Origin of the sequence: Nocardia sp. NPDC056952 (assembly GCF_042674185.1) — a bacterium.
Taxonomy (GTDB): domain Bacteria; phylum Actinomycetota; class Actinomycetes; order Mycobacteriales; family Mycobacteriaceae; genus Nocardia.
Window position 1 is genome coordinate 50,582 of the sequence record NZ_JBHURA010000001.1, and the last position, 25,134, is coordinate 75,715.

22 protein-coding genes and 2 tRNA genes are annotated in these 25,134 nt (G+C 68.2%); 15 read left to right on the plus strand and 9 right to left on the minus strand.

What is annotated here, in order from left to right; all coding sequences use genetic code 11:
* Positions 1 to 2: 2 nt before the first annotated feature.
* From gltX to ACFTS5_RS00230, 3 genes are all read left to right on the plus strand, one after another.
* The gene (gene gltX / locus ACFTS5_RS00220; protein WP_378626301.1) at positions 3 to 1,478 is read left to right on the plus strand and encodes a glutamate--tRNA ligase; all 1,476 of its coding nucleotides are present in this window, start codon (positions 3 to 5) and stop codon (positions 1,476 to 1,478) included.
* 191 nt (positions 1,479 to 1,669) lie between these two features.
* Positions 1,670 to 1,741: transfer RNA gene (locus ACFTS5_RS00225), tRNA-Gln, on the plus strand.
* A 27-nt stretch (positions 1,742 to 1,768) separates the two neighbouring features.
* A tRNA-Glu gene (locus ACFTS5_RS00230) sits at positions 1,769 to 1,841 on the plus strand.
* A gap of 52 nt (positions 1,842 to 1,893) precedes the next feature.
* Here the strand turns inward: ACFTS5_RS00230 and ACFTS5_RS00235 are convergent.
* Complete coding sequence (locus tag ACFTS5_RS00235) at positions 1,894 to 2,595, minus strand: IclR family transcriptional regulator (RefSeq protein WP_101466364.1); 702 nt, start codon at positions 2,593 to 2,595, stop codon at positions 1,894 to 1,896.
* A 63-nt stretch (positions 2,596 to 2,658) separates the two neighbouring features.
* Here ACFTS5_RS00235 and leuC point away from each other — a divergent pair, with 63 nt between their 5' ends.
* The 3 genes from leuC to ACFTS5_RS00250 all read left to right on the plus strand — a co-directional run bounded on the left by leuC (position 2,659) and on the right by ACFTS5_RS00250 (position 5,534).
* Entirely contained in the window at positions 2,659 to 4,083 is a 1,425-nt protein-coding gene (gene leuC / locus ACFTS5_RS00240; RefSeq protein WP_364401667.1) for a 3-isopropylmalate dehydratase large subunit, read from the plus strand.
* Between the two features lie 35 nt (positions 4,084 to 4,118).
* Positions 4,119 to 4,727 carry a 3-isopropylmalate dehydratase small subunit gene (gene leuD, locus ACFTS5_RS00245; protein WP_378626302.1) on the plus strand — a complete coding sequence of 203 codons (609 nt, stop codon included), beginning with the start codon at positions 4,119 to 4,121 and terminating at the stop codon, positions 4,725 to 4,727.
* Between the two features lie 156 nt (positions 4,728 to 4,883).
* Complete coding sequence (locus ACFTS5_RS00250) at positions 4,884 to 5,534, plus strand: HU family DNA-binding protein (RefSeq protein ID WP_358105333.1); 651 nt, start codon at positions 4,884 to 4,886, stop codon at positions 5,532 to 5,534.
* Positions 5,535 to 5,656: 122 nt separating this feature from the next.
* Here ACFTS5_RS00250 and ACFTS5_RS00255 read toward each other — a convergent pair whose 3' ends face one another.
* From ACFTS5_RS00255 to cofC, 3 genes are all read right to left on the minus strand, one after another.
* Positions 5,657 to 6,577: an NUDIX domain-containing protein gene (locus tag ACFTS5_RS00255; protein WP_378628239.1), complete on the minus strand. Its 921-nt coding sequence runs from the start codon at positions 6,575 to 6,577 to the stop codon at positions 5,657 to 5,659.
* A 23-nt stretch (positions 6,578 to 6,600) separates the two neighbouring features.
* Positions 6,601 to 8,769, minus strand: a complete 2,169-nt coding sequence (locus ACFTS5_RS00260) for an RNA degradosome polyphosphate kinase (protein ID WP_378626304.1) — start codon at positions 8,767 to 8,769, stop codon at positions 6,601 to 6,603.
* Positions 8,770 to 8,841: 72 nt separating this feature from the next.
* Positions 8,842 to 9,513 (minus strand): 2-phospho-L-lactate guanylyltransferase, encoded by a 672-nt coding sequence (gene cofC / locus ACFTS5_RS00265; protein WP_378626305.1) that lies wholly within the window; start codon positions 9,511 to 9,513, stop codon positions 8,842 to 8,844.
* Between the two features lie 31 nt (positions 9,514 to 9,544).
* Between cofC and ACFTS5_RS00270 the strand changes: the two genes are divergently transcribed.
* On the plus strand, positions 9,545 to 10,540 hold the full coding sequence (locus ACFTS5_RS00270) for an NAD(P)H-dependent glycerol-3-phosphate dehydrogenase (RefSeq protein WP_378626307.1): 996 nt from the start codon (positions 9,545 to 9,547) through the stop codon (positions 10,538 to 10,540).
* A 44-nt stretch (positions 10,541 to 10,584) separates the two neighbouring features.
* Positions 10,585 to 11,676 (plus strand): D-alanine--D-alanine ligase family protein, encoded by a 1,092-nt coding sequence (locus tag ACFTS5_RS00275; protein ID WP_378626309.1) that lies wholly within the window; start codon positions 10,585 to 10,587, stop codon positions 11,674 to 11,676.
* Positions 11,677 to 11,742: 66 nt separating this feature from the next.
* Here the strand turns inward: ACFTS5_RS00275 and ACFTS5_RS00280 are convergent, their stop codons facing one another.
* Complete coding sequence (locus tag ACFTS5_RS00280) at positions 11,743 to 12,498, minus strand: DUF3515 domain-containing protein (protein ID WP_378626310.1); 756 nt, start codon at positions 12,496 to 12,498, stop codon at positions 11,743 to 11,745.
* Positions 12,499 to 12,617: 119 nt separating this feature from the next.
* Between ACFTS5_RS00280 and ACFTS5_RS00285 the strand changes: the two genes are divergently transcribed.
* From ACFTS5_RS00285 to ACFTS5_RS00295, 3 genes are read left to right on the plus strand one after another with little or no spacing between them, the layout of a single operon-like run.
* The gene (locus tag ACFTS5_RS00285) at positions 12,618 to 13,622 is read left to right on the plus strand and encodes a thiamine-phosphate kinase (protein WP_378628240.1); all 1,005 of its coding nucleotides are present in this window, start codon (positions 12,618 to 12,620) and stop codon (positions 13,620 to 13,622) included.
* Between the two features lie 11 nt (positions 13,623 to 13,633).
* Positions 13,634 to 14,317, plus strand: coding sequence for a uracil-DNA glycosylase (locus ACFTS5_RS00290; protein ID WP_378626311.1), 684 nt, complete (start codon positions 13,634 to 13,636; stop codon positions 14,315 to 14,317).
* A 49-nt stretch (positions 14,318 to 14,366) separates the two neighbouring features.
* Positions 14,367 to 14,618, plus strand: a complete 252-nt coding sequence (locus tag ACFTS5_RS00295) for a hypothetical protein (RefSeq protein WP_266291645.1) — start codon at positions 14,367 to 14,369, stop codon at positions 14,616 to 14,618.
* A gap of 200 nt (positions 14,619 to 14,818) precedes the next feature.
* Here ACFTS5_RS00295 and ACFTS5_RS00300 read toward each other — a convergent pair whose 3' ends face one another.
* The 3 genes from ACFTS5_RS00300 to rpmB all read right to left on the minus strand — a co-directional run bounded on the left by ACFTS5_RS00300 (position 14,819) and on the right by rpmB (position 16,414).
* The gene (locus ACFTS5_RS00300; RefSeq protein ID WP_378626314.1) at positions 14,819 to 15,607 is read right to left on the minus strand and encodes an enoyl-CoA hydratase/isomerase family protein; all 789 of its coding nucleotides are present in this window, start codon (positions 15,605 to 15,607) and stop codon (positions 14,819 to 14,821) included.
* A gap of 9 nt (positions 15,608 to 15,616) precedes the next feature.
* Positions 15,617 to 16,123 carry a GNAT family N-acetyltransferase gene (locus tag ACFTS5_RS00305; RefSeq protein ID WP_378626315.1) on the minus strand — a complete coding sequence of 169 codons (507 nt, stop codon included), beginning with the start codon at positions 16,121 to 16,123 and terminating at the stop codon, positions 15,617 to 15,619.
* A 99-nt stretch (positions 16,124 to 16,222) separates the two neighbouring features.
* A complete protein-coding gene (rpmB, locus tag ACFTS5_RS00310; RefSeq protein ID WP_011210730.1) occupies positions 16,223 to 16,414 on the minus strand; it encodes a 50S ribosomal protein L28 in 192 nt (63 codons plus the stop codon).
* Positions 16,415 to 16,727: 313 nt separating this feature from the next.
* Here rpmB and ACFTS5_RS00315 point away from each other — a divergent pair, with 313 nt between their 5' ends.
* Positions 16,728 to 18,644, plus strand: a complete 1,917-nt coding sequence (locus tag ACFTS5_RS00315; protein WP_378626316.1) for a DAK2 domain-containing protein — start codon at positions 16,728 to 16,730, stop codon at positions 18,642 to 18,644.
* Positions 18,645 to 20,903, plus strand: a complete 2,259-nt coding sequence (recG, locus tag ACFTS5_RS00320) for an ATP-dependent DNA helicase RecG (RefSeq protein ID WP_378626318.1) — start codon at positions 18,645 to 18,647, stop codon at positions 20,901 to 20,903. It begins immediately after the preceding gene.
* Positions 20,904 to 20,916: 13 nt separating this feature from the next.
* Here the strand turns inward: recG and ACFTS5_RS00325 are convergent, their stop codons facing one another.
* Entirely contained in the window at positions 20,917 to 22,341 is a 1,425-nt protein-coding gene (locus ACFTS5_RS00325) for a short-chain fatty acyl-CoA regulator family protein (RefSeq protein ID WP_378626319.1), read from the minus strand.
* 353 nt (positions 22,342 to 22,694) lie between these two features.
* On the opposite strand from ACFTS5_RS00325, the gene ACFTS5_RS00330 reads away from it, so the two are divergent.
* Together ACFTS5_RS00330 and prpB are read left to right on the plus strand one after the other, a co-directional pair.
* A complete protein-coding gene (locus tag ACFTS5_RS00330) occupies positions 22,695 to 24,218 on the plus strand; it encodes an MmgE/PrpD family protein (protein WP_378628241.1) in 1,524 nt (507 codons plus the stop codon).
* Positions 24,218 to 25,132, plus strand: a complete 915-nt coding sequence (gene prpB / locus ACFTS5_RS00335) for a methylisocitrate lyase (RefSeq protein ID WP_378626320.1) — start codon at positions 24,218 to 24,220, stop codon at positions 25,130 to 25,132. The genes ACFTS5_RS00330 and prpB overlap by 1 nt, the downstream gene beginning before the upstream one ends.
* The last annotated feature ends 2 nt before the right edge of the window (positions 25,133 to 25,134 follow it).

Consider the following 25,134-nt stretch of genomic DNA (forward strand, 5'->3'; position numbering starts at 1 on the left):
TCATGACTGAAGTACGGGTCCGTTTCTGCCCGTCGCCGACCGGCACGCCGCACGTCGGCCTGGTGCGCACGGCGCTGTTCAACTGGGCGTTCGCGCGCCACCACGGCGGCAAATTCGTGTTCCGCATCGAGGACACCGACGCCGCCCGCGATTCCGAGGATTCCTACCGCGCGCTGCTCGACGCGCTGCGCTGGCTGGGGCTCATCTGGGACGAGGGCCCCGAGGTCGGCGGACCCTACGAGCCCTACCGGCAGTCGCTGCGCCGCGATCAGCATCTGGACGTGGTGCGCCGGTTGCTCGAGGCCGGTGAGGCCTATGAGGCATTCTCGACGCCGGAGGAAGTCGAGGCCCGTCACCGTGCCGTCGGCCGCGACCCGAAACTCGGTTACGACAATTTCGATCGCGATCTCAGCGCCGAGCAGATCGCGGCGTACAAAGCCGAGGGTCGCCCCGCCGTGGTCCGTTTGCGGATGCCCGACGAAGATCTCGGATGGAATGATCTCGTTCGCGGCGAAACCACCTTCAAAGCCGGCACCGTCCCCGATTTCGCCCTCACCCGTGGCAATGGTGACCCGCTCTACACGTTGGTGAATCCGGTCGACGACGCGATGATGCGGATCACCCATGTGTTGCGGGGTGAGGATCTGCTCTCCTCGACACCACGTCAGCTCGCGCTGTATGCCGCGCTGCAGCGTATCGGGGTTGCCGAGTTCACGCCCGAGTTCGGTCATCTGCCGTTCGTGATGGGTCAGGGCAACAAGAAACTGTCCAAGCGCGACCCGGAATCGAATCTGTTTCTGCATCGGGACCGCGGATTCATCCCCGAGGGTTTGCTGAATTACCTCGCCCTGCTCGGCTGGAGCATCGGCGAGGACCGCGATGTGTTCTCCATGCTGGAAATGGTCGCGGCTTTCGATATCTCCTCGGTGAATTCGAATCCGGCTCGCTTCGATCAGAAGAAGGCCGACGCTATCAACGCCGAGCAGATTCGCCTTCTCGAGCCCGGCGATTTCGGTCACCGTCTGCGTGAGTTCCTCACCGCGAAGGGCCACATCGGGGCCGAAGTCGACGAGAAGACCTTCCTGGTCGCCGCCGAACTCGTGCAGACCCGCATCGTGGTGCTCGGTGACGCGTGGGACCTGCTGAAGTTCCTCTTCGTCGCTCCCGCGGAGTTCGCGATCGACCAGGCGGCGGGCACCAAGAATCTCGGCGCCGAGGCCGACCCCGTGCTCGACGCCGCGATCGCCGCTGTGGAGCCGCTGGGCGAGTGGACCACCCCGGCACTGGAGGAGGCGCTGAAAAAGGCGCTGATCGACGATCTGGGGCTCAAGCCGCGTAAGGCCTTCGCGCCGGTGCGGGTCGCGGTGACGGGCTCGCACATCAGCCCGCCGCTGTACGAGTCGATGGAATTGCTGGGTCGCGAGGCTTCGCTCGATCGACTGCGTGCCGCCCGTGGTTGGGTCCCGGCCGCGCAGTAGCTGTGGGAGCGGGTGCGGCCCGTGCGTCGCATCCGCTCCAGCAGGGTCGAAAACGACCAAAAAGCGGCTTCTGACCAGGCGATTTGTAGTTTACCCCCTAGTGTTTGGTAATCTTCTCATCGCCGCGGAACACGGCCTCGCAACACCGACAACCACTCGGTGGGGATTGCAAGGTCGGGCGTTTCGGTCTTTGGGGTATGGTGTAATTGGCAACACAGCTGTTTCTGGTACAGCCATTCTAGGTTCGAGTCCTGGTACCCCAGCAAGGTTTCACTCTGTGAGATCGTCCTGGCCCCGTCGTCTAGCGGCCTAGGACGCCGCCCTCTCAAGGCGGTAGCGCGGGTTCGAATCCCGTCGGGGCTACAAAGCAAAGTAAGGCCCCCGGGTCGAATCCGACCGGGGGCCTTCTTCGTTTCTACAATCGCTTGTGCAGTGCCTCGGCGGCCGCGACCAGATCCGCGGCCCAGCGCGCGCCCGGCCTACGGCCCATGCGATCGATCGGCCCCGAGACCGACACGGCGGCCACGATCACCCCGCCGGCATCGCGCACCGGCGCCGACACGCTCGCCACCCCCTGCGCGCGCTCGGCGGCACTCTGCGCCCAGCCGCGCTTGCGCACCTCGGCCAGTGCCCGGTCGCCGAACACCGCGTCGGCCAGGACCGTGCGCTGCAACTCGGGATCGGCCCATGCCAGCAACACCTTCGCCGCCGAACCCGCGGTGAGCGGTAGTCGCGAACCGACCGGCACCGTGTCACGCAGGCCGACGGGCGGCTCCAGCGCGGCGACGCAGACTCGGGCGTGACCGTCGCGGCAGTAGAGCTGGACGCTCTCGCCGGTGATCTCGCGCAGGCGGGGCAGAATGGCACCGGCGGCTTCCACCAGTGGATCGGCCGCCCCTGCCGACAGCTCGGTGAGCGCGGGCCCCGGCCGCCACAATCCGTTGCCGTCACGGGCCAGCAGCCGGTGCGTCTCCAGCCCGACCGCCAGCCGATGCGCGGTGGCGCGTGGCAGGCCGGTGCGGGTGCACAGGTCGTTGAGACCGCAGGGCTCGTCGGCGACGGCGTAGAGCACCGCCACGGCTTTGTCGAGAACACCGATACCGCTATGCTGTCTCATAGAACGATACTAACGTCTCAAATGCTGAGATACCAAGTATGCTCGTCGAAAGGTGATCAAGCTATGGCCGAGCGCGCTCGCACACTGGCCGAGAAGGTGTGGGAACAGCACGTCGTCGTCACTGGCGAAGGCGATGGTTCCTCCCGCGAACCCGACCTGATCTACATCGATCTGCACCTCGTGCACGAGGTGACCAGTCCGCAGGCCTTCGACGGGCTACGCGCGGCGGGCCGTCCGGTGCGCAGAACCGATCTCACCATCGCCACCGAGGACCACAACGTCCCCACCGCCGATATCGACAAGCCGATCGCCGACCCGATCTCGCGCACCCAGGTGGAGACGCTGCGCCGCAACTGCGCCGAATTCGGCGTGCGCCTGCACTCCATGGGCGACGCGGAGCAGGGCATCGTGCACGTGGTCGGTCCGCAGCTGGGTCTCACCCAGCCGGGCATGACCGTCGTCTGCGGCGACAGCCACACCTCCACCCACGGCGCGTTCGGCGCGCTGGCGATGGGCATCGGCACCAGTGAGGTCGAGCACGTGCTCGCCACCCAGACGCTGTCGCTGCGCCCGTTCAAGACGATGGCGATCACCGTCGACGGTGAATTGGCGCCGGGCGTCACGAGCAAGGACCTGATCCTGGCCGTGATCGCCGAGATCGGCACGGGCGGCGGCCAGGGCTATGTGCTGGAGTACCGCGGCGAGGCGATCCGCAAGCTGTCGATGGAAGCGCGGATGACGATCTGCAACATGTCCATCGAAGCGGGCGCACGCGCCGGCATGATCGGCCCCGACGAGGTGACCTACGAATTCCTGAAGGGCCGCCCGCACGCACCGCAGGGAGCCGACTGGGATGCCGCAGTGGCCTCCTGGGACGCGCTGGTCACCGACGAAGGCGCGCAGTTCGACGCCGAGGTCCACATCGACGCGAACACGCTCACCCCGTTCGTCACCTGGGGCACCAACCCCGGCCAGGGCCTGCCGCTGGGCGCGAATGTGCCCGACCCGGCCCAGATCGCCGACGAGAACGAGCGCGAATCCGCCGAGAAGGCCTTGCGCTACATGGACCTGACGCCGGGAATGCCGCTGCGTGAGGTGAGTGTCGACACCGTATTCGTCGGCTCGTGCACCAACGGCCGGATCGAAGATTTGCGCGCGGTGGCCGATGTTTTGAAGGGACGCCAGGTCGCCGAGGGCGTGCGAATGCTGGTTGTGCCTGGCTCTATGCGGGTGCGCGCGCAGGCGGAAAAAGAAGGACTCGGCGAGATTTTCACCGCCGCGGGCGCGGAATGGCGTCAGGCGGGCTGCTCGATGTGCCTGGGTATGAATCCCGATCAGCTCGAACCCGGCCAGCGCTGCGCGTCGACCTCGAACCGCAATTTCGAGGGCAGGCAGGGCAAGGGCGGTCGCACGCACCTGGTCTCGCCGCTGGTCGCGGCCGCCACGGCGGTCCGTGGAACCCTGTCCTCGCCTGCCGATCTGGCCTGAGTCACCGATCACCTACAGATCGAAAGGGAATCGTTATGGAAGCCTTCACCGTTCACAAAGGCATCGGCGTACCGCTGCGCCGGTCCAATGTCGACACCGATCAGATCATCCCCGCCGTTTACCTGAAGCGCGTGACCCGAACGGGTTTCGAGGACGGCTTGTTCGCCGGTTGGCGTGCCGATCCGGAGTTCATTCTCAACACCGAGCCGTACACCCGGGGCAGCGTGCTGGTGGCGGGCCCGGATTTCGGTACCGGTTCTTCGCGTGAGCACGCTGTGTGGGCGCTGTCGGACTACGGCTTTCGGGTGGTCATCTCGTCGCGTTTCGCGGACATCTTCCGTGGAAATGCGGGCAAGGGCGGCCTGTTGGCCGCGCAGATGTCACAGAACGATGTCGAAATGCTCTGGAAGCTGATCGAGGAACAGCCCGGCATCGAATTGGTTGTCGACCTGTCCGCGCGCACCGTCACAGCGGGAACCGTCGTGTTGCCGTTCGATATTGACGACTACACCCGGTGGCGTCTGCTGGAGGGTTTGGACGATGTCGGCCTCACGCTGCGCCGCGCCGACGAGATCAGCGAGTTCGAAAAGGGAAGGCCGTCATGGAAACCCGTGACGCTTCCGGAGCCTATTTCACGGGCGTAATCAGCTGGGGCGCTTAGGGGCGCATCCGGGGCGGCGGTAGCTGGACGTGTGCTAAACCACATGAATTTTGGCGTGGCACATAGACTCTTGCTCAAACTGGGTTTACCGTGGTACCTAGTCGGTCCGACGACGGGCCATTAGTCTGCGGAGGATTCAATGAACAAGGCGGAACTGATCGACGTTCTGACCGAAAAGTTGGGTACGGACAGGCGGACGGCAACCGCGGCTGTCGAGAATGTTGTCGACACCATCGTCCGTGCCGTGCACAAGGGTCAAAGCGTCACCATCACCGGATTCGGTGTGTTCGAACAGCGCAAGCGTGCTCCCCGGGTCGCCCGTAACCCGCGTACCGGTGAAACCGTGAAGGTGAAGGCCACTTCGGTGCCTGCCTTCCGGCCGGGCGCGCAGTTCAAGGCAGTCATCGCGGGTAAGCAGAAGCTGGCCTCGTCCGGGCCTGCCGTCAAGCGGGGCGTGAATGCCCCGGTGGCGGCGAAGAAGGCGGCAGCCAAGAAGACCGCGGCGAAGAAGACCGCGGCCAAGAAGGCCACGCCGTCCAAGGGTCCGGCCAAGACCACGGCCCGTAAGGCCGCCACCAAGGCACCTGCCGCCAAGAAGACCACAGCGGCAAAGAAAGTGACGGCGGCCAAGAAGGCGCCCGCCAAGAAGGTGACGGCGGCCAAGAAGGCTCCTGCCAAGAAGGTGACGGCGGCCAAGACCACGGCCGCCAAGAAGACCACCGCTGCGAAGAAGGCTCCTGCCGCCAAGAAGACTGCTGCTAAGAAGACTGCCGCCCGTCGTGCTCGTTGATCCTGCCGCAGCGGGATCAGGTCGGGGAATGTGTACGTAGGCCGCATCACCCACCACTGGACCGAGAACGGCCCCGGGAATCCCGGGGCCGTTTCGGCTGTTTCCGAGGCGGTGCTGGTGACTCAGGTCGTCACGATTGCCGTCGACAACGAACGGTCCATATGGTCCGCCGCGACCAATCGGTCCGCGACGAACGACAATGCCCAGACGCTGCCCTTGCGATTGCGCGCCGAGGGCAGCGTGAGCCCGCCCTGCTCGGCCAGCCACTGGGTGAGATCGGGAATCACCCCGCCCTGACTACACACGACCGGTACCCCCCGATCTGTTACCAACGACAGAAATCGTTGCCGCGCCGCGCTTTTCGCTGAATCGTAACCTTGCTCGGAAAACATTGGCTCGCAATTGATTTCGGCATCGAGCTGTTCTGCCAACGGGGTCACGGTTTGGATGCAGCGCAGGGGATCGGCGGAATAGATCTCGGATGCGCCGAACGCCAACAGATTCGGCGTCAATCCCTTCGCCTGCTGTTCCCCGGCGGCCTCGAGTGGCCGTAACTCGTCGGGTCCGTCGTAGCGGTTGCGCTTGCCCGCCTTGGCGTGGCGCACCAGCAGCACCGTGTTGGTGCGGGCGGGCAGCCGGGCGAAGATCCGCACGATCTGGCGATCCATCGGATACGACAACTGGTCCATCACCTGGGCCAGCGGGAACCACCGCATCTGGTCGACTTCGTTGTTGACGGCGAAATCGCCGTCTGCGGCCTCTGCGGCCCAGTAGTCGACCCGCTTGAGCTGGCGGTGCCCCGGGATCGGGTAGGTGACATGGCCGAGATAGCGCCCCAGCGTGGCCGGCAGGCCCGTTTCCTCGGCTACCTCGCGCACGGCCGCGACCACCGGGGTCTCGCCGGGATCGAGCTTGCCCTTCGGCAGCGACCAGTCGCCGTATTTCGGCCGGTGGATCACGCCGATCTCCGGGCCGAGCGCGCCCGCACGCCACAGGACCGCCCCCGCGGCATGGATATTGGGCCGTACACGCGGGTCACGCAACGACGCGTCCTTGCTCTGTGCGCTCACGGCTGATCGGGGCGACGCCGACGCATGAGGAAGGCCTGGTGATCACGCACCTGGTCGGCCTCGACATCGGTCGGACTGGCCTGCCAGGTGCCGTCCGGCAGCAGGATCCAGCAGCGGGTCGCCGGATCGAGCGCCGAATCGAACACCTGCGCGAGCTGAGCGACGAGTTTGGGATCCTTCACCTGCACCATCACTTCGACGCGGCGGTCGAGATTGCGGTGCATCATGTCGGCGCTGCCGATCCAGGTCTGCTCCTGCGCACCGAATTCCATGACCCGGGAATGCTCGAGGAACCGGCCGAGGATCGACCGCACCTCGATGTTCTCGCTCAGACCCGGCACACCCGCGCGCAGGCCGCAGATGCCGCGCACCACGATCTGCACCGGCACACCCGCCTGGGAGGCCCGGTAGAGCGCGTCGATGATCTGCTCGTCGACGATCGCGTTGGCCTTGATCCGGATCCGGGCGGCCGCACCCTGTCCGGCCAGTTCGATCTCGCGATCGATCCGCTCGATGATGCCCGCGCGCACGCCCAGCGGCGCGACCATCAGGTTGCGGTAGTCCTCCTTGCGGGAGTAGCCGGTCAGCGAATTGAACAGGTCGGTGAGATCGGCGCCGATCTCCGGTGCGGCGGTGAACAACCCCACGTCCTCGTACAGGCGCGCGGTCTTCGGGTTGTAGTTGCCGGTGCCGATGTGGCAGTAGCGCCGGATCGTGGAACCCTCGCGGCGCACCACCAGGCAGGTCTTGCAGTGGGTCTTCAGGCCGACCAGGCCGTAGACCACGTGCACGCCCGCCTGTTCCAGCTCGCGCGCCCATTTGATGTTGGCCTGCTCGTCGAAGCGGGCCTTGATCTCGACCAGCGCGACGACCTGCTTGCCCGCCTCGGCGGCCTCGATCAGGGAATTGATGATGGGGGAGTCACCGGAGGTGCGGTAGAGCGTCTGCTTGATCGCCAGTACCTGGGGGTCGGCCGCGGCCTGTTCGATGAAGCGCTGCACGCTGGTGGAGAAGGAGTCGTAGGGGTGGTGCACCAGCACATCGCCCTCGCGGAGCGCGGCGAAGACGTTGCGCGGGGTCTCGCGCTCGCCGAAGGCCGCCGGAGTGGCCGGAACATACGGCGCGTCCTTGAGTTCGGGGCGGTCGACACCGTAGACCTGCCACAGGCAGGACAGGTCGAGCAGGCCGGGCACCTGGATCACATCGGCGGGGTCGACCTCGAGCTCACGTAACAGCAGCTCCAGCATGTGCTCGGTCATGTCGTCGGAGACCTCGAGGCGCACCGGCTTGCCGAAGCGGCGGCGGGCGAGTTCGCGCTCCATCGCCTGCAGCAGGTCTTCGTCGCGGTCCTCGTCGACCTCGAAGTCGGCGTTGCGGGTGATCCGGAACGAATGCGTCTCCACCACGGTCAGACCGGGGAACAGCAGGTCGAGGTGGGCGGCGATGAGGTCTTCCATCGGCAGGAACGCCGCGATCGCCGACGGCGCGCCGGTGCGGCGCACGCGCACGAAACGGTCGACGTTGTCGGGCACCTTCACGCGGGCGAAGTGCTCACCGCCGGTGCCGGTATCGCGCACGGTCACGGCCAGATTCAGGCTCAGGCCGGAGATGTAGGGGAACGGGTGCGCCGGGTCGACGGCGAGGGGTGTGAGGACCGGGAACACCTGGTCGGTGAAGTAGTTCGACAGGCGTTGGCGCTCATCGTCGTCGAGGTCGCTCCAGCCGATGATGTCGATGCCCTCGACGGCCAGCGCCGGGTTCACCGCGTCGATGAAGACCTTCGCGTGCCGCTCGGCGAGCTCCTGGGCACGGGCGGTGATCATCTCCAGCTGTTCCGACGGTGAGCGACCATCGGCCGAGCGCACCGACAGGCCGGTCTCGGCACGGCGTTTCAAGCCGGCCACACGCACCATGTAGAACTCGTCGAGGTTCGACGCGAAGATCGCGAGGAATTTGGCTCGCTCCAGCAACGGCAACGAGGCGTCCTCGGCCAGGGCCAGGACACGGGCATTGAAGTCGAGCCAGCTCAACTCGCGGTTGAGGTAGCGATCTCTGGGCAACCGCTGCGCGCTCGCGTCACCGCCCGAGGCGAGGGCGGCCGCAGGTGGCGGGGAAATCGGGGGCAGCTGCTTGATGGTTTCCGTATCGCTCACGAGATCAATCATCCCTCGAGGAACGGGCGCCGCGCATCACGACATTGCACGATTCGTTCCGACCGGTCCGATTGTGGCGATCAGCTAGCACACGGTGCGAACGGGATCACTTCTGTGCGATGAGAATCCGAATTCACGCAGGGTCGATGTGGTGAATTCGCCGACGCCGAGCGTGCGGACGAGCTCGAGATCCTCGGGGGTGTCGACATCGCAGCGCAGGCCGGGCCAGTGCCCGAGCAGCGGCACGGCGCCGTCGTCGCGGTGTGCGCGCGCGGAATCGGCGCCGAAGCGGGGCGACAGCGGTGCGGTGGTGTCGCGGATCAGCAATGCGGCGGTGCCGGTACCGGTGTGATCGATCACCACCGATCGCGCGCTGACGGCGACGGCGAGCACGTCGGCCAGTTCGGACGGGCGAAGAGCGGGCAGATCCGCCTGCAGCGCGAGCAGCGCGGTGGGTCCGTGGCGATCGCGCACGTGGGCGGCGCCCGCCGCGAGCGCGGTGTTGAGCGGGTCGGCACCGGCCGGTGGCTCATCGATCACGTGCGCGCCGAGCTCGTGCGCGCGGGCGGCGACCAGCGGATCGGGAGTGACCACGGTCAGCGACGACAGCTCGGGCACCGCGGTGGCGGCAACGGCGGTGTCGGTGAACATGGCGAGCACGAGCTGGGCCCGCTGCTCGGTGCTCAGCACGTTCGCCAGCCTGCTCTTGGCCCGGCCGATGTGTTTGACCGCCATCACGGCGTGCACGGTGTGCATGGTTCCGATCCTTGCATGGCATATTGGGCTGATGACGAGGGCGGCGGTTATGGGTGCGGGGTCGTGGGGTACGGCGTTCGCGAAGGTGTTGGCCGAGGCGGGGACAGACGTGACGATCTGGGCCAGGCGGCCCGAGGTGGCGCAGGCGCTCGACACCGAGCACCGCAATCCGTTCTACCTGCCCGGCGTGCAGTTGCCGCCGGTGCGGGGAACCGATGACCATCGGGTCGCGCTGGACGGGGCGGATCTGGTGGTGCTGGCGGTGCCGTCGCAATCGTTGCGGGCGAATCTGGATCTGTGGAAGGGCGATATCGGGTCCGACGCCACGCTGTTGAGTCTGGCCAAAGGGATCGAGACCGGCACGCTGCTGCGGATGAGTCAGGTGATCGCGGAGGTCACCGGGGCCGAGCCGGGGCGCATCGCGGTGTTGTCGGGTCCGAATCTGGCGCACGAGATCGTCGAACGTCAGCCCGCGGCGACGGTGATCGCCTGCTCCGACACCGAGCGGGCCGGGGTCGCGCAGCGCGCGTGTGCCACCGGGTACTTCCGGCCGTACACCAATACCGATGTGATCGGCTGCGAGATCGGCGGTGCGTGCAAGAACGTCATCGCGCTCGCCTGCGGCATCGCGTCGGGAATGGGATTGGGCGACAACACGGCGGCCAGCCTGATCACGCGCGGGCTCGCCGAGGTGATCCGGCTCGGGGTGGCGCTGGGCGCGCAGCCGGTGACGCTGGCCGGGCTGGCGGGTGTCGGCGATCTGGTGGCTACCTGTACCTCGCCGCTGTCGCGCAACCGGTCCTTCGGGTACGCCCTCGGTGCGGGCGGCACGATGAGCGCCGCGCAGGAAGCGACCAATGGGCAGGTGGCCGAAGGTGTGAAGTCGTGCACATCGGTGCGGGCGCTGGCCGCCGAGCACGGGGTGGAGATGCCGCTGACCGACGCGGTGCACAGGGTGTGTCATGAGGGGCTATCGGTGAGCGAGGCGGTCGGCAGCCTGCTCGGCAGGCGGATCAAGCCCGAGTAAGGGCGATAGCGCCATGGCGGCGAGAACCTACTACGGTGACGTTCATGACGGAACGGATCAGGGTGGCTGTGGTGTTCGGCGGGCGCAGCAGCGAGCACGCCGTCTCGTGCGTGTCGGCGAGCAGTGTGCTGCGCAACCTCGATCCCACCCGCTACGAGGTGGTGCCGATCGGCATCACCCCGACCGGCGGCTGGGTACTGGCCGACGGGATCGGCGAGCTGGCGCTGAGCCACGGCGTGCAACCACAGGTCGACGCGTCGGGAACCGCCCTCACGCTCGCCGCTGACCCCGGCCGCTCCGGTGCGCTGGTCGCTCTCGACTCGAGCGACGTCCTCGGCAATGTCGATGTCGTGTTCCCGATCCTGCACGGGCCCTTCGGTGAGGACGGCACGTTGCAGGGCATGCTCGAACTGGCCGGGATTCCCTATGTCGGCGCGGGCGTGCTGGCCAGCGCGGCGGGCATGGACAAGGAGTTCACCAAGAAATTGCTGGCCGCCGAGTCGTTGCCCGTCGGCGTGCAGGTCGTGCTGCGGCCGGGCACCGAGACCCTGTCCGAGGCCGACCGGGCCCGGATCGGCCTGCCCGCCTTTGTGAAGCCCGCGCGCGGCGGCTCCTCGATCGGCATCACCAAGATCACCGATTGGGCCGATCTCGCCGCGGCCATCGCCGCCGCCCGCGCGCACGACCCCAAGGTGATCATCGAAGCGGGCATCGTCGGACGCGAAGTCGAGTGTGGCGTACTGGAATTCGCCGACGGTGAGGTGCGTGGCAGCGTCGTCTCCGAGATCCGCATGCCCGATGCCGACGCGGCCGCGCCCGAGTTCTACGACTTCGCCACCAAATACCTCGACGACGTGTGCGAATTCGACGTGCCCGCCAAGCTCGACGACGACGTCGCCGACGAGATCCGGGAGCTGTCGGTGCGTGCGTTCCGCGCGCTGGACTGCCAGGGGCTGGCGCGGGTCGACTTCTTCGTCACCGAGAACGGTCCGGTGATCAACGAGATCAACACGATGCCCGGCTTCACGCCGATCTCGCAGTACCCGCGGATGTGGGAAGCGACCGGTATCGACTACCCGACGCTGGTGTCGACGCTGATCGAGACGGCGCTCGCGCGCGGAACCGGGCTGCGGTAGTTCTGTTCGGCCGCAGGGCTTTCGGCGGGGTCGTGCACGAAAGCTCTACGGCGCCAGTCGATTAGCTCAGAGTTCGCCCGGAGTCGGTTCGCGTGCGGGCAGATTCGCGGTGATGATGTCGGACACGGTCTGCACCCCGCTGGTGCCGGAGCCGTCGGGGACGGTCAGTGCGATGTAGGTCTCGCGGTCGACGGCGAACCAGGTGCCGGTCTTGCCGACCTCGTCGCGGATTTGGAACCACTTCACGCCGTCGATCACCGTCAACGGTGACGCGCGGTTGAACTCGAGGGGGCGGTCGAGGCCGCAGCGCAGCGTGATGGGGTCGCCGCCGTCGGGGAGCTGCCAGGCGCGGGTGGCCGGCGGGGCGGGTTCGACGAGGGTCGACTTGGTGTAGTCGCCGAGATCGGCGGGCAGGGCCGGGAGCAGTGTTTGACAGGCGGGGCCGTCGGCCGCGGGAGCCGGAACCGGGCCGAGGGCGAGGGGTTCGCGTTCGACCGGGGCGCGCAGGGCGATGAAGGCGGCGACCAGGACGGCGACGATCAAGACGACGGGCAGGGCGACCGCGGTGGCGATCAGCGCGGGGGAGTGGTGTGACTCGAGGTCGGCATCGTCGGAGTCCTCGTCGCCGGAATCCGAATCGTCCGCGTCGCTGTCTGTGTCGTCGGCGAGGCCGGGCTCGACGGCGGGTTCCGGGTGGACGTCTTCGCCGGACGACGGTGAGTCGTCGGACGTCGGCTCAGCGTCGGACGAAATCGCGTCGGCAGCGGCGGTGTCGTCGGGAGCGGTCGCCTCGTCGCGATCCTCCGGTGTCGAGTCCGCCATAGCTGTGTGGTCCTTCCGTTCGCTGGTCCGCCTGCACCGTCGGTGGTGCCCGATCGCCTCCGAAAGGGTACCGTCGGGGCGATTTCGTCGGTCAGCAGCACAGCGGGAAGGGGTCGGTCATCAGCGAGGACAGCCGTCCGCAGACGGTGCGTGAGCTGGGCGAGTTCGCCTTGATCGACCGGATCAACGCCGGTCGGGAGCAGGCCGCGCACGTGCTGCTCGGCCCCGGTGACGACGCCGCGCTGGTCGCGGCGCCCGATGGGCGGTTCGTGGTGAGCACCGACATGCTCGTCGAAGGCAGACACTTCCGCCTCGACTGGTCCTCGCCCGTCGACATCGGCCGCAAGGCGATCGCCCAGAACGCCGCCGATGTGGTGGCGATGGGCGCGCGGCCTACCGCGTTCGTGGTCGCGCTCGGCTGCCCGGCCGACACCCCCGTGTCCGTGGTCGAAGGGATCGCCGACGGAATGTGGATCGAGGCCGGCCGCGCCGGGGGTTCCATCGCGGGCGGCGACCTGGTGCGCAGCGATCAGCTGGTCGTCTCGGTGACCGCGTTCGGCGACCTCGGCGGACAGCCCGCGATCACCCGCTCGGGCGCGGTGGCCGGTGACATCGTCGCCGTGGCAGGCGAACTCGGCTGGTCCGGCGCCGGGCTGGCCGTCTTGACCGGCGACGCGGACCTCACCGATCCCGAGTTCACCTACGCCCTTGCGACACATCGTGTTCCGCAGCCGCCGTACGCGGCGGTGATCGACGCGTTCGGCGCGCACCCCCCGACCGCCCTGACCGATGTCTCCGACGGACTGCTCGCCGACCTCGGGCATGTCGCCGCCGCCTCGCACGTCGCGATCGACGTGCACAGCGCGGCACTGACCGACCCCGAACTGTCGGCCCTCGCGAAATTGCTCGATGCCGATGCCGCGCAATGGATTCTGGCCGGCGGCGAAGACCACGCCTTCGCCGGAACCTGGCCGGCCGAGGTGGCGCTCCCCGCGGGCTGGCGGCCGATCGGCATAGTAACCGCAGGCAGTGGCGTCACGGTCGACGGCGTGGCACCCACCGGCGGCACCGGCTGGGAATCGTTCCGTGGGGCGGACGCCACGCCCACCGGCGACGAACGATAGGTTGTGCGGTCATGGGTGCCAAACCACTGTCGGAGATCATCGATCCGGGCTGGGCCCGGGCACTGGAGCCGGTCACCGACCGCATCAGCGAAATGGGCGAGTTCCTCCGAGAAGAGAACGCGGCGGGCCGCGGCTATCTTCCCGAAGGGGAGAACGTGCTGCGCGCGTTCCAGCGCCCGTTCGACGCGGTGCGCGTGCTGATCGTCGGCCAGGATCCGTACCCGACACCGGGCCACGCGATGGGACTGAGTTTCTCTGTCACACCGCAGGTTTCGCCGGTTCCACGCAGCTTGTCCAACATCTTCGCCGAATACAGCAAGGACCTCGGCTTCGATACGCCGACCTGTGGAGACCTGAGCCCCTGGTCGGATCAGGGTGTGCTGCTGCTGAACCGGGTACTCACCGTCACCCCCGGCGCGCCCGCCTCGCACCGGGGCAAAGGCTGGGAAGCGGTCACCGAGCAGGCGATCCGGGCGCTGGTCGACCGTGACGAGCCGCTCGTGGCCGTGCTGTGGGGCAACGACGCCCGCTCACTGAAGCCCACACTCGTCGCCGCCGAGGTGCCCTACGTCGAATCGGCGCACCCCTCACCGCTTTCCGCCTCGCGCGGGTTCTTCGGTTCACGACCGTTCTCCCGGGTCAACGAACTGCTCGACGAACTCGGCGCCGACCCCGTCGACTGGCGGCTGCCCTGACCCGGGGCGTCGCCCGCACCAGAAGAGAATGATGAAGGAGCACAACCCGATGCACATCTCCACCGTTCGCGCTGCCCTCGCGACCGCCGCCGTCGCCGCCGCCATCACCGCGGGCGCGGGCTCGGCCACCGCCGCAGGCCTGCAGCTCGAGCCCTACAACGAGCAGGCCGCGCCGGTGGCCACCACTCAGGTCGGCGAGGAATGGACCTCCACCGGCACCTCGACCATCTCCTCGGGCGTGAACGCGAAGGTGACCTGCCTGCTGCAGAACACCTTCAGCGCCCTCGGTGCTGCGTGTTAGAGCGGCTGGCGCCGCGGGGTTTTCGGCCCTGAGGGCCTCGCATCCGAAGGGCGATACTGCGCCTTCGGCGTTCCGTCTCGCCCTTCGGATGCGAGGCGGCCGAAAACCCGTGGTGGCTGACACCCGGCGTGGCGTTGGTCGCGCCGGGTGGTCAGTTCAGTCGCGGGAGTTGGTGACTTCTACGTCGGAGTTGGTGGCTTCTAGGTGAGGCCGACGTAGTTCGGCTTGCGCTTGCCTACGAAGGCGTCGACGCCTTCGCGGCCGGTGTCGCTGTTCGCGGCGGCCGAGATGCTGTCGCGTTCGGCGTCCAGCTGCTGGTCCAGAATCGCTGTAGGCGACTGGGCCAGCAGTTTTTTCATGGCCGAGTAGGTGGCGCGGGGGCCGTTGACGAAGGTCTGTGCCAGCCGGAGGGCTTCGGCGCGGATGTCGTCGTCGGCGACCGTGCGGCTCAGGATGCCGAGGCGGACGGCTTCGTCGGCGTCGAGGACGGCGTCGGTGAGCAGGATCTCGCTGGCGCGGCCCAGGCCGACGATGCGGGGGAGCAGCCAGGACATGCCGCCGTCGGGGGACAGGCCGATGCCGGGGTAGGCGGGGCGCAGTTTCGTGGAGGGCCCACCGATCGCGATGTCGGCGGCGCAGACCAGGCTCATGCCCGCACCCGCCGCCCAGCCCTGCACCGCGGCGATCACGGGAACGGGGGCGGCCGCGAGCGCGCGGACGAACTCGTGGAGTTCGTCGGCCAGCTGGTGCAGATAGGCGCCGCGGTCATCGGCCCCGGCGAAATTGCGGACATTGCCGCCTGCGCAGAAGTTCGCGCCCGCGCCGGTGAGCAGGATCGCGCCGACCGACGGGTCGAGGGCGCGCAGGGCCGCGGTGCCCGCGTTGATCAGGTCGAAATCCATCGAGGTGCCCGCGGCGGAGGTGGCGATGGTCAGCTGGAGCACGCCGTCGATGATCTCGGCGGCGGCGACCGGTTCGGTGGTACTCATGGCGTCACATTAACCCGGCTCGCGTCGCCACAATTGTTCGGGCAGCAGGGTGAACGGGTCGGTGCGGCGGTTGCCGGTGTCGGTGAAGCCGTGCCTGCGGTAGAAGGCGTGGGCACGCGGATAGTCGGCGAAGACCCAGAGGGTGCACGGCGATCCGGGTGCGGCCGCGTCGATCAGGGCGTCGGCGATGCCGGTGCCGTGCCAGGCGCTGCGGACGTAGAGCGCTTCGAGTTCGGCCTCGGTGGACGGGCACCGGTCCGCCGGGCGGTCGGGTACGGGCCGATCCCGCCCGGCGGCGAAACCGACCAGGCGGTCGCCGGCCAGCGCGACCGGCAATCGGTGGGTGCCCGCGGCACGACGACGTTCCCAATTGATCGCGGAGCGTTCGAGGTCGAAGCCGTCGAGGATGTGGCGGGGGACGAGCGCACCGTAGGCCTCACGCCAGCTGGCGATGTGGCACGCGGCGAGTTCGGCGACCCGGTTCGCCGTGAGCGGCGCGATCCGCCAGTCAGACACGGCGCGCTCGTTCGACGGCGCGGGGCCGTTGTACGACAACGCCCCGGATCACCCACGAGGGGTGCCGGGGCATTGTCGGCAGAATGTACGGGCTGAAAATCAGCCGCGGACGACCTTGCCCGCCTTGAGGCAGGAGGTGCACACGTTCATCCGGCGGGTGTTGCCAGGGGCAACCTGCGCACGCACGGTCTGGATGTTCGGGTTCCAGCGACGGTTGGTGCGCCGGTGCGAGTGCGAGACCGACTTCCCGAAACCGGGGCCCTTGGCGCAGACGTCGCAAACGGCAGCCATGTCGCGAGCTCCTTCATGTCATAAGCGGACAGCGGCGCACGTATGCCCGCTGAACCGGAAACTGATGTCGTCAAATGCCTTGCCGACTGTCGTCGGCCAGCGCAGACCCACGTGGGCCGCACAAAGCAACCCTGCAAGACTAGCGGGCCGGGCCTCGAAGTTCCAAACCGGGTATCCCGGTCGACCTGCCGAGCACAGCCCGGCTGAGGGCCCGTCCGAGGTCAGCGTACCCCGGTCGGTAGCTGCCGCTAACCTGGCGTGCGTGCTCGGCGCGCGGGTACGCAGAACGGGGAGCGAGGTGGCGGTGGCGCACGTGCGGGAGTCTCTCGACGGCCCCGATCTGCTGGTCTGGGCCCGCGGTTGCCGCACCGACCTGGAGCTACGCCGCGCGGAGATCGACGCGCTCAACGTGTTCCCCATCGCCGACGCCGACACCGGGACCAACCTCCTCGCCACCATGCGAGCCGCGGTCGCGACGGCCGAGCGGGCCGTGCTCGACGCGGAGGACGCCACGTCCCACCGCGTCGCCCAGGCCTTGGCCCGCGGTGCCACCACGGGCGCGCGCGGAAACTCGGGCATCATCCTGTCGCAGGTCCTGCGCGGGATCGCGGAGGCCGTTGTCGCTGGTCCGTTGACCGGTGTGCGGCTGCAGGAGGCATTACGGCGGTCGGCCGTGCTGGTGCGCACGGGACTGAGTGCCCCGGTCGAGGGCACGATCCTGACGGTTCTCGACCGCGCCGCCGCCGCGGCCGCCGAGGTCGCCGAACCCTCCCTGGAAGAGGTGGCCCGCGCCGCCGCCGAAGGTGCCGCGCGGGCACTGAGCCGGACTCCGACCCAGCTGGGTGTGCTGCGCGCGGCGGGAGTCGTCGACGCGGGGGCGCGCGGGCTGCTGGTGTTGCTCGACTGCCTCGTGACCGAGGTCTGCGGTGAGGCACCCGCGCGAGTCAGGTACACGCGGGGCGAGCGGGCGGACCAGGGGCCGCATCGGCGGCCGGACGACGGCAACGAGCAGGCAGTGACGCTGCCCGGCGGGTCCGGTGACATCGATCACGGACACGAGGGGGAGGCCGATTCCGACGGCCGGGAGCGCCGGATACTCGACACCCGCGACGACCACGATCATCGTGATCGGGACGCTGATCCACATTTCGAGGTCATGTACGTGATCTCCGGCACCGACGAGACCGCCGCGGGTGGGCTGCGCGATCGACTCGCCGTTCTCGGTGATTCGGTGGTGGTGGTCGGCGACGGTGACAGCACCTGGTCGGCCCATGTGCACTGCCGCGACGCGGGGGCGGCGATCGAGGCCGGGCTCGCGGTGGGCACGGTGACGAGCATTCGGATCGAGAGTTTCGCGGTGACCGCACCCCACCGCGGCCACCACGAGCACGGCACCGACTGGCTCGCCACTCAGCACGCGCGGGGCAGCGACAGCGCGCGCGACGCCTCCGCGCTGTGTGAGGCGGTTGCGAGTGGTACTGGCAATCGACTGTCCCGTCCCGTGGGCCGAGACGTCGTATCCGCCACCGGAGATGGCCGCGCCGTCGGCGACCACACCGCCGGCGATGTCCTCGCGGACCGCGGCGTCCTGGCGGTGGTCGCCGGCGCTGCCGCCACGCGCCTGTTCGAAGACGCCGGCGCGGTGGTGTTGCGCGGGGATCGGCAGGTCGATACGAGCACTCTGCTGACCGCGATTCGGCGGATGCCACATCGTGAAGTGCTCGTGTTGCCCAACGGCGCCCTGCCCGCGCAGGAACTCGTCGCCGTCGGTGTGGCCGCCCGTGACGGGTCGCGTGATGTGTTGTTGCTGCCGAGCGCGTCGATGGTGCAGGGCCTCGCGGCGCTGGCGGTGCACGATCGCGGACGGATCGCGGTGGATGACGCGTTCGCGATGTCGGAGGCTGCGGCGACCATGCGGTGGGGTGCCCTGCGGGCTGCCCGGGTGCGGGCCCTGACGATGGTCGGAATGTGTTCTCCCGGTGACGGACTCGGGCTCGTCGGCCAGGATGTGGTGGTGATCGACCCCGATGTGGTCGGCGCGGGACGCATCCTGCTCGACCGGATGCTCGGTCTCGGTGGGGAATTGGTGACGCTGCTGATGGGCGCCGATACGGGGCCCGAGCTGGCGCAGGTGCTCGCCGAGCATGTGACGGCCGGTTTCCCCGGCGTCGAGGTGGTCGTGTATTCCGGTGGACAGCAAGCGGATCTGGTGCAGATAGGGGTCGAGTAGATGGCGACGTTGAGTGACCGGCTCGACCATGTGCTGGGCGTCAAGGCGGCCGACCGGCTGACCGAGGCGTTCGACATGACCACCGTCGAGGATCTGCTGCGCCACTATCCGGTGCGCTACGCCACGCAGGGTCAGCCCCTCACCGAGGAGGAGCCGGAGGAGGGTGCGCACATCACCGTCATCGGTCGCATCACGAAAACCGAACTGCGCCCGATGAAGAACCGGCGCGGCTCCCTGCTGAAGGTGCAGCTCGACACCGGCGCCCAGCGTCCACTGGAAGCCACCTTCTTCAACGGCGACAAGGTGCGGTATCTGGTGAAAGAAGGTGTGCGAGCGATGATGTCGGGCACCGTGCACTGGTGGCGTCCCGACCGCTGGAACCTCTCGCACCCCGACTACCTGATCCTGCCCGACAAGGCCGAAGCCGGCGTGGAGGAACTCACCTCCGTGCGCGGCAGCGGCGCGCTGCGCGGGCTGGCGCAGAGCGCGAAAGGCGCGGGCGGAGTGGATGCCTCGTTCTTCGAGCGCGAATTCGTCCCCGTGTATCCGGCGACCGCGAAGGTCCAGAGCTGGGACCTGCTCGCCTGCATTCGCCAGGTACTCGACCAGCTCGACCCCATCGACGACCCGCTGCCCGCCGACCTGCGCGAGGAGCGCCGACTGCTTCCGCTCTCGGAAGCGCTGCGCCTGATCCACCTCCCTGAGCACAAGCTCGATATCGAGAAGGCCAGGGACAGGCTTCGTTTCGATGAGGCGCTCGCCTTGCAGCTCGTGCTGGCCGAACGCCGCCACGAGGTGGAGGGCCGCACCGCCCCCGCCTGCCCGCCCTCGGCCGACGGCATCGCCGCCACCTTCGACGAGCGCTTGCCGTTCGAGCTCACCGAAGGCCAGCAGCAGGTGCTCGCGGAGATCTCCGAAGACCTCTCCCGCACCCGCCCGATGCACCGCCTGCTGCAGGGTGAGGTGGGTTCGGGCAAAACGATCGTGGCGCTGAACGCCATGCTCCAAGTCGTGGACTCGGGGCGTCAATGCGCCCTGCTCGCGCCGACCGAAGTCCTCGCCGCCCAGCATTATCGGTCGCTGCGGTCGATGCTCGGCGACCTCGGCAACGCCGGCGAACTCGGCGCCGCGGAGAACTCGACGAAGGTCGTGCTGCTCACCGGATCGATGTCGACGGCCGCGAAGAAGGCGGCCCTACTGGACGCGATGACCGGTGAGGCGGGCATCGTCATCGGTACCCACGCGCTGATCCAGGATGCCGTCGAGTTCTACGACCTCGGCCTCGTGGTGGTCGACGAACAACACCGCTTCGGAGTCGAACAGCGAGACGCGTTGCGTGCCAAGGCGAAAGACGGCATCAGCCCGCACCTGCTGGTGATGACCGCGACCCCGATCCCGCGCACCATCGCGATGACGACACTCGGCGATCTCGAAACCTCCACGCTCACCCAGCTGCCCAAGGGCCGTTCACCGATCGTGTCGAAAGTTGTTCCGCGCAAACTGCACCCGGGCTGGGTGGATCGTGCCTGGGAGCGCATCGTCGAGGAGGTCGGCCAGGGCAGACAGGCCTATGTCGTCTGTTCGCGCATCGGCGAGGATCCCGACGCGCCACCGGCCAAGGGGAAGAAGGCAGAGAAGGAAGGGCCGACCACCGCGGCCGCCGTGGAGATGTACGAGACGCTGAGCGCCGGTCCGCTCTCCGGTGTGCGCGTCGGGCTGCTGCACGGCAGGCTACCGTCCGACGAAAAAGACCACGTGATGCGCCAGTTCAACGACGGCGCCATCGACGTGCTGGTCTGCACCACGGTCGTCGAGGTCGGTGTCGACGTGCCGAACGCGACCGTCATGGTGATCGTCGACGCCGACCGGTTCGGGGTGAGTCAGCTGCACCAGCTGCGCGGTCGCATCGGCCGAGGCAAGCATCCGGGCCTGTGCCTGCTGGTCACCGATGCCGCGCCGGGCGGGACCGCGATGGCGCGGCTGGAGGCGGTGGCGGCGACGACCGACGGCTTCGAACTCTCGGTGCTCGACCTGCGGCAGCGCCGCGAAGGTGACGTCCTCGGCTCGGCGCAGTCCGGTACCGCCCGGTCGTTGCGGTTGCTCTCGCTGCTCGACGACCTCGAGGTGATCACCGCCGCACAGGAACTCGCCCGCCAGGTCGTCGCCGAGGACCCGGGTCTGGTGAATCATCCGGGCTTGGCGGGCATGATGCACGCCGCCGTCGACGGCGAACGCATCGAATACCTCGCCAAGTCCTGACACCCGCGCGGTATCAGCGAGGTAGACGCGGGTACGGCAGGTCGGTGCTGGTGTGTTCGGTCACCGACAGCGGCCGCCCGATCTGCGGGAACGCGCGTTGCGGGCACGACGGTCGCTCGCACACCTTGCACCCGGCCCCGATCGGCACCGCGACCTGTGGATCGTCCAACTGCAGCCCCTGTGAATACACCAGCCGGTCGGCGTATTCGATGTCGCAGCCGAGTCCGATGACGAAGTTCTTCGACGCCGCCCCGAATCCCTGCGCGGCGGCGGGGGTGGTGCGCGCGATCCACAGGTACCGGCGGCCGTCGGGCATCTCCGAGATCTGGGTGAGGATGCGTCCGGGGTGCGCGAACGCCTCGTGGGTGACCCACAGCGGGCAACTGCCGCCCACGCGGGAGAAGTGGAACGCGGTGGCGGACTGGCGTTTCGAGATATTGCCGGCCCGATCGGTACGCACCAGGAAGAACGGCACGCCGCGCTGACCCTGCCGCTGCAGTGTGCTGAGCCGATGGCAGACCGTCTCGAAGCCGACTTCGAACCGCAATGCGAGCAGGTCGACGTCGTAGCGCAGTTCCTCGGCCGAGCGCAGGAACCGGCCATAGGGCAGGATCAGCGCGCCGGCGAAGTAGTTGGCCAGCCCGACCCTGGCCAAGGTGCGGGATTCGCCGGTGAGCGCCCGGGATTCGGCGAGCACGTTGTCGATCTCGCGGCCGTAGAGCAGCAGGCCGAGGGTGGTCGCGATCTGGAAGGCACGCTGCCCGGGGCGCAGTCGCCTGGCCAGGGTGAGGGTTCGGGTGTCGGGGTCGTAGTGGCGTTTCGGGATGGCCGGGTCGGCGCCGTCGCCGCGGACCAGCACCGTGACGCCCGCGCGTTCCTCGGCGATCCTGGCCAGCTGACGATCCAGCGAGCCGATGCTCAGACCGGATTCCTCGAACAGCTGCTCGGCGGCATGGTCGAGGGTCGAGATGTGGTTGCGGTGGTCGTAGAAGAAATCGCGTACGTCCTCGTACGGCATGGGGGTGCCCGGCGCGCCGGCCGGTGTGTCGACGCGTGAGGACAGCAGGTCGAGCTGGTCGGTCGCCGCGCGCAACCGCCGGTGCATCGCGATGACGATGCGCGCCACCTCGGGCAGCCGGGTCGCCAGTTCCTCGACCTCGGTGATCGGGGCGGTGTCGCCGCCGCCCGCGGCTTCCACCAGTACCTCGTGCAGGTCCGAGACCAGCCGCGCGTCGGAGTCGGCGGCGAAGAACTGCACGTCCAGGTCGAAGGTCGAGTTGAGTTTCAGCAGAACAGGAATGGTCAGCGGGCGCTGATCACGCTCGAGCTGATTGAGATAGCTGGGTGAGAGGTCCAGCGACTTCGCGAGCGCTGCCTGGGTCATCCGCCGTTCTTCGCGCAGCCTTCGTAGCCTGGCCCCCGCGTACATCTTCCGCACGTCGCAGATCCTAACGCGAGCTGTTCGCAATGTTTGCTCAAAGTGGCGAATGCCTCGGGAGAAGTCCAGTCCCGCAAGGGATTTTACCTGTGTCTACCCGTGCGTAACATGCGAAGTCGCGGTCGGCGGCAGGTGCGACCTCGGGCTGCGGTGACCGAATTGCCGCCGAGGGTGCCCGCGCGTTCTCTGCGTGGTTGCCGGGAGAATCAACCATAGCGCTTCGGTATCACCGTTCCGGCGGTGATCGCCGATCTTCGCAATAGTTGCTGATCTGTCGCCCATCGCACGCAAAAATACGCTTGTTCAGCCCATATCCAGCGATAGATCCAGTGCGTAGCGTGCGAACCATGGCAATGAAAACCCATATCGTTCGCAGCGTCGGGGCCGCCGAGGACTTTCCGCGGTCACAGCATCTGGCCACGCTGATCGCCGAGGTGGCCACCGATCCGGTGGCGGTGACCGGCGAGGTCACCGACATGATCGTCAACCGCATCATCGACAACGCCGCGGTGGCCGCGGCGTCGGTCCTGCGCGGTCCGGTCCGCACCGCCCGCGCGCAGGCGTCGGCCCATCCACTGTCCGCCGCCTCGTCACGCCACGGCGCCACCGTCTTCGGACTGCCCGGCGCGCAGCGCGTTTCACCCGAGTGGGCGGCGTGGGCGAACGGGGTCGCGGTGCGCGAGCTCGACTTCCATGACACGTTCCTCGCGGCGGAGTACTCGCATCCGGGCGACAACATCGCGCCGATTCTGGCCGTCGGCCAGCACACGGGCCGGTCCGGCGCCGAGCTGATCCGCGGGCTCGCCACCGGCTACGAGATCCAGATCGACCTGGTGCGCGCGATCTGCCTGCACGAACACAAGATCGACCACGTCGCTCACCTCGGCCCGTCGGCCGCCGCGGGCATCGGCACGCTGCTCGGTCTCGATACCGAGACCATCTATCAGGCCGTCGGCCAAGCAGTGCACACCACGACTGCCACCCGGCAGTCCCGTAAGGGCGAGATCTCCAGCTGGAAGGCCTATGCCCCGGCGTTCGCCGGGAAGATGGCCGTCGAGGCGGTCGACCGGGCGATGCGTGGTGAAGGTGCGCCGGCGCCCATCTGGGAGGGTGCCGACGGCGTGATCGCCTGGTTGCTCGGCGGCACCGATGCCGAATACCAGGTGCCGCTGCCGACTCCGGGCACGGCCAAGCGCGCCATCCTCGACAGCTACACCAAGCAACACTCCGCCGAATACCAGAGCCAGGCCCCGATCGACCTCGCCCGCCGACTGCGCGAGCGGATCACCGACACCGCCCGCATCGCCTCGATCGTGCTGCACACCAGCCACCACACGCACTACGTGATCGGCACCGGATCCGGCGACCCGCAGAAGTTCGATCCGCACGCCAGCCGCGAGACCCTCGACCACTCGCTCCCCTATATCTTCGCGGTCGCCCTCCAGGACGGGACCTGGCATCACGAGCGCTCCTACGCGCCCGAGCGCGCCCAGCGACCCGACACGGTGGCGCTGTGGCGCAAGATCTCCACGGTCGAGGATCCCGAGTGGACGCGCCGCTATCACGCGACCGACCCGGCCGAGAAGGCCTTCGGCGCCCGTGCCGTGGTGACTCTCGACAACGGCGAGGTGATCGTCGACGAACTCGCGGTCGCCGACGCGCATCCACTGGGCGCGCGGCCGTTCGCGCGCGAGCAGTACGTCGAGAAGTTCCGCGTCCTCGCCGACGGTGTCGTGACGCCCGCCGAACAGGACCGTTTCCTCGATGCCGCCCAGCGCACACCGGAACTCGGCGCGGAGGAGCTCGATCAACTGAGCTTCACCGTCGACCCCGCGCTGTTCGACCGGCTGCCCACCGCACGGGAAGGACTGTTCTGATGACTGTTGCCGGATTGCTCGCCGCGCACACCACTGCCGCGCAGAAGCGCGCGAGTTTCCGCGCCGGGCTGGCCTCCGGGCGCCTGCAACGACTGCCGGGAGCGGTGAACCCGCTGGTGGCCAAGCTGATCCAGGAGATCGGATTCGACGGCGTCTACGTATCGGGCGCGGTGATCTCGGCCGAGCTGGCACTGCCCGATATCGGCCTGACCACGCTCACCGAGGTCGTCGAGCGTGGCCGCCAGATCGCCCGCGCCACCGATCTGCCCGTCCTCATCGACGCCGACACCGGCTTCGGTGAACCGATGAACGCCGCCCGCACCGTGGCCCTGCTGGAGGACGCGGGCCTGGCAGGTTGCCATCTGGAGGACCAGGTCAACCCGAAACGATGCGGCCATCTCGACGGCAAGGCGGTCGTCGACACCGCCGAGATGGTGCGCCGCATCCGGGCCGCGGTGGCGGTGCGCCGTGATCCTGACTTCGTGATCTGCGCCCGCACCGACGCGCGCGCGATCGAGGGTCTCGACGCGGCGATCGAGCGGGCGAGAGCCTACGTCGACGCGGGCGCGGACCTGATCTTCACCGAGGCGCTGGCCGAGGAGGCCGAGTTCGCGAAGTTCCGTGCCGCCGTGGATGTCCCGCTGCTCGCGAACATGACCGAATTCGGCAAGACGCCGTTGCTGAGCGCGCGGACACTGACCGACCTCGGCTACAACGCGGTGATCTACCCGGTCACCACGCTGCGCCTGGCGATGGGCGCGATCGAAGACGGTCTGCGCGAGATAGCCACGGCTGGAACGCAATCAGCACTACTGGACCGGATGCAGCACCGGTCTCGGCTCTACGAACTGCTCGGCTACCGGCACTACAACGCATTCGACTCCGGCATCTTCGACTTCACGGTGAGTGAGTGACG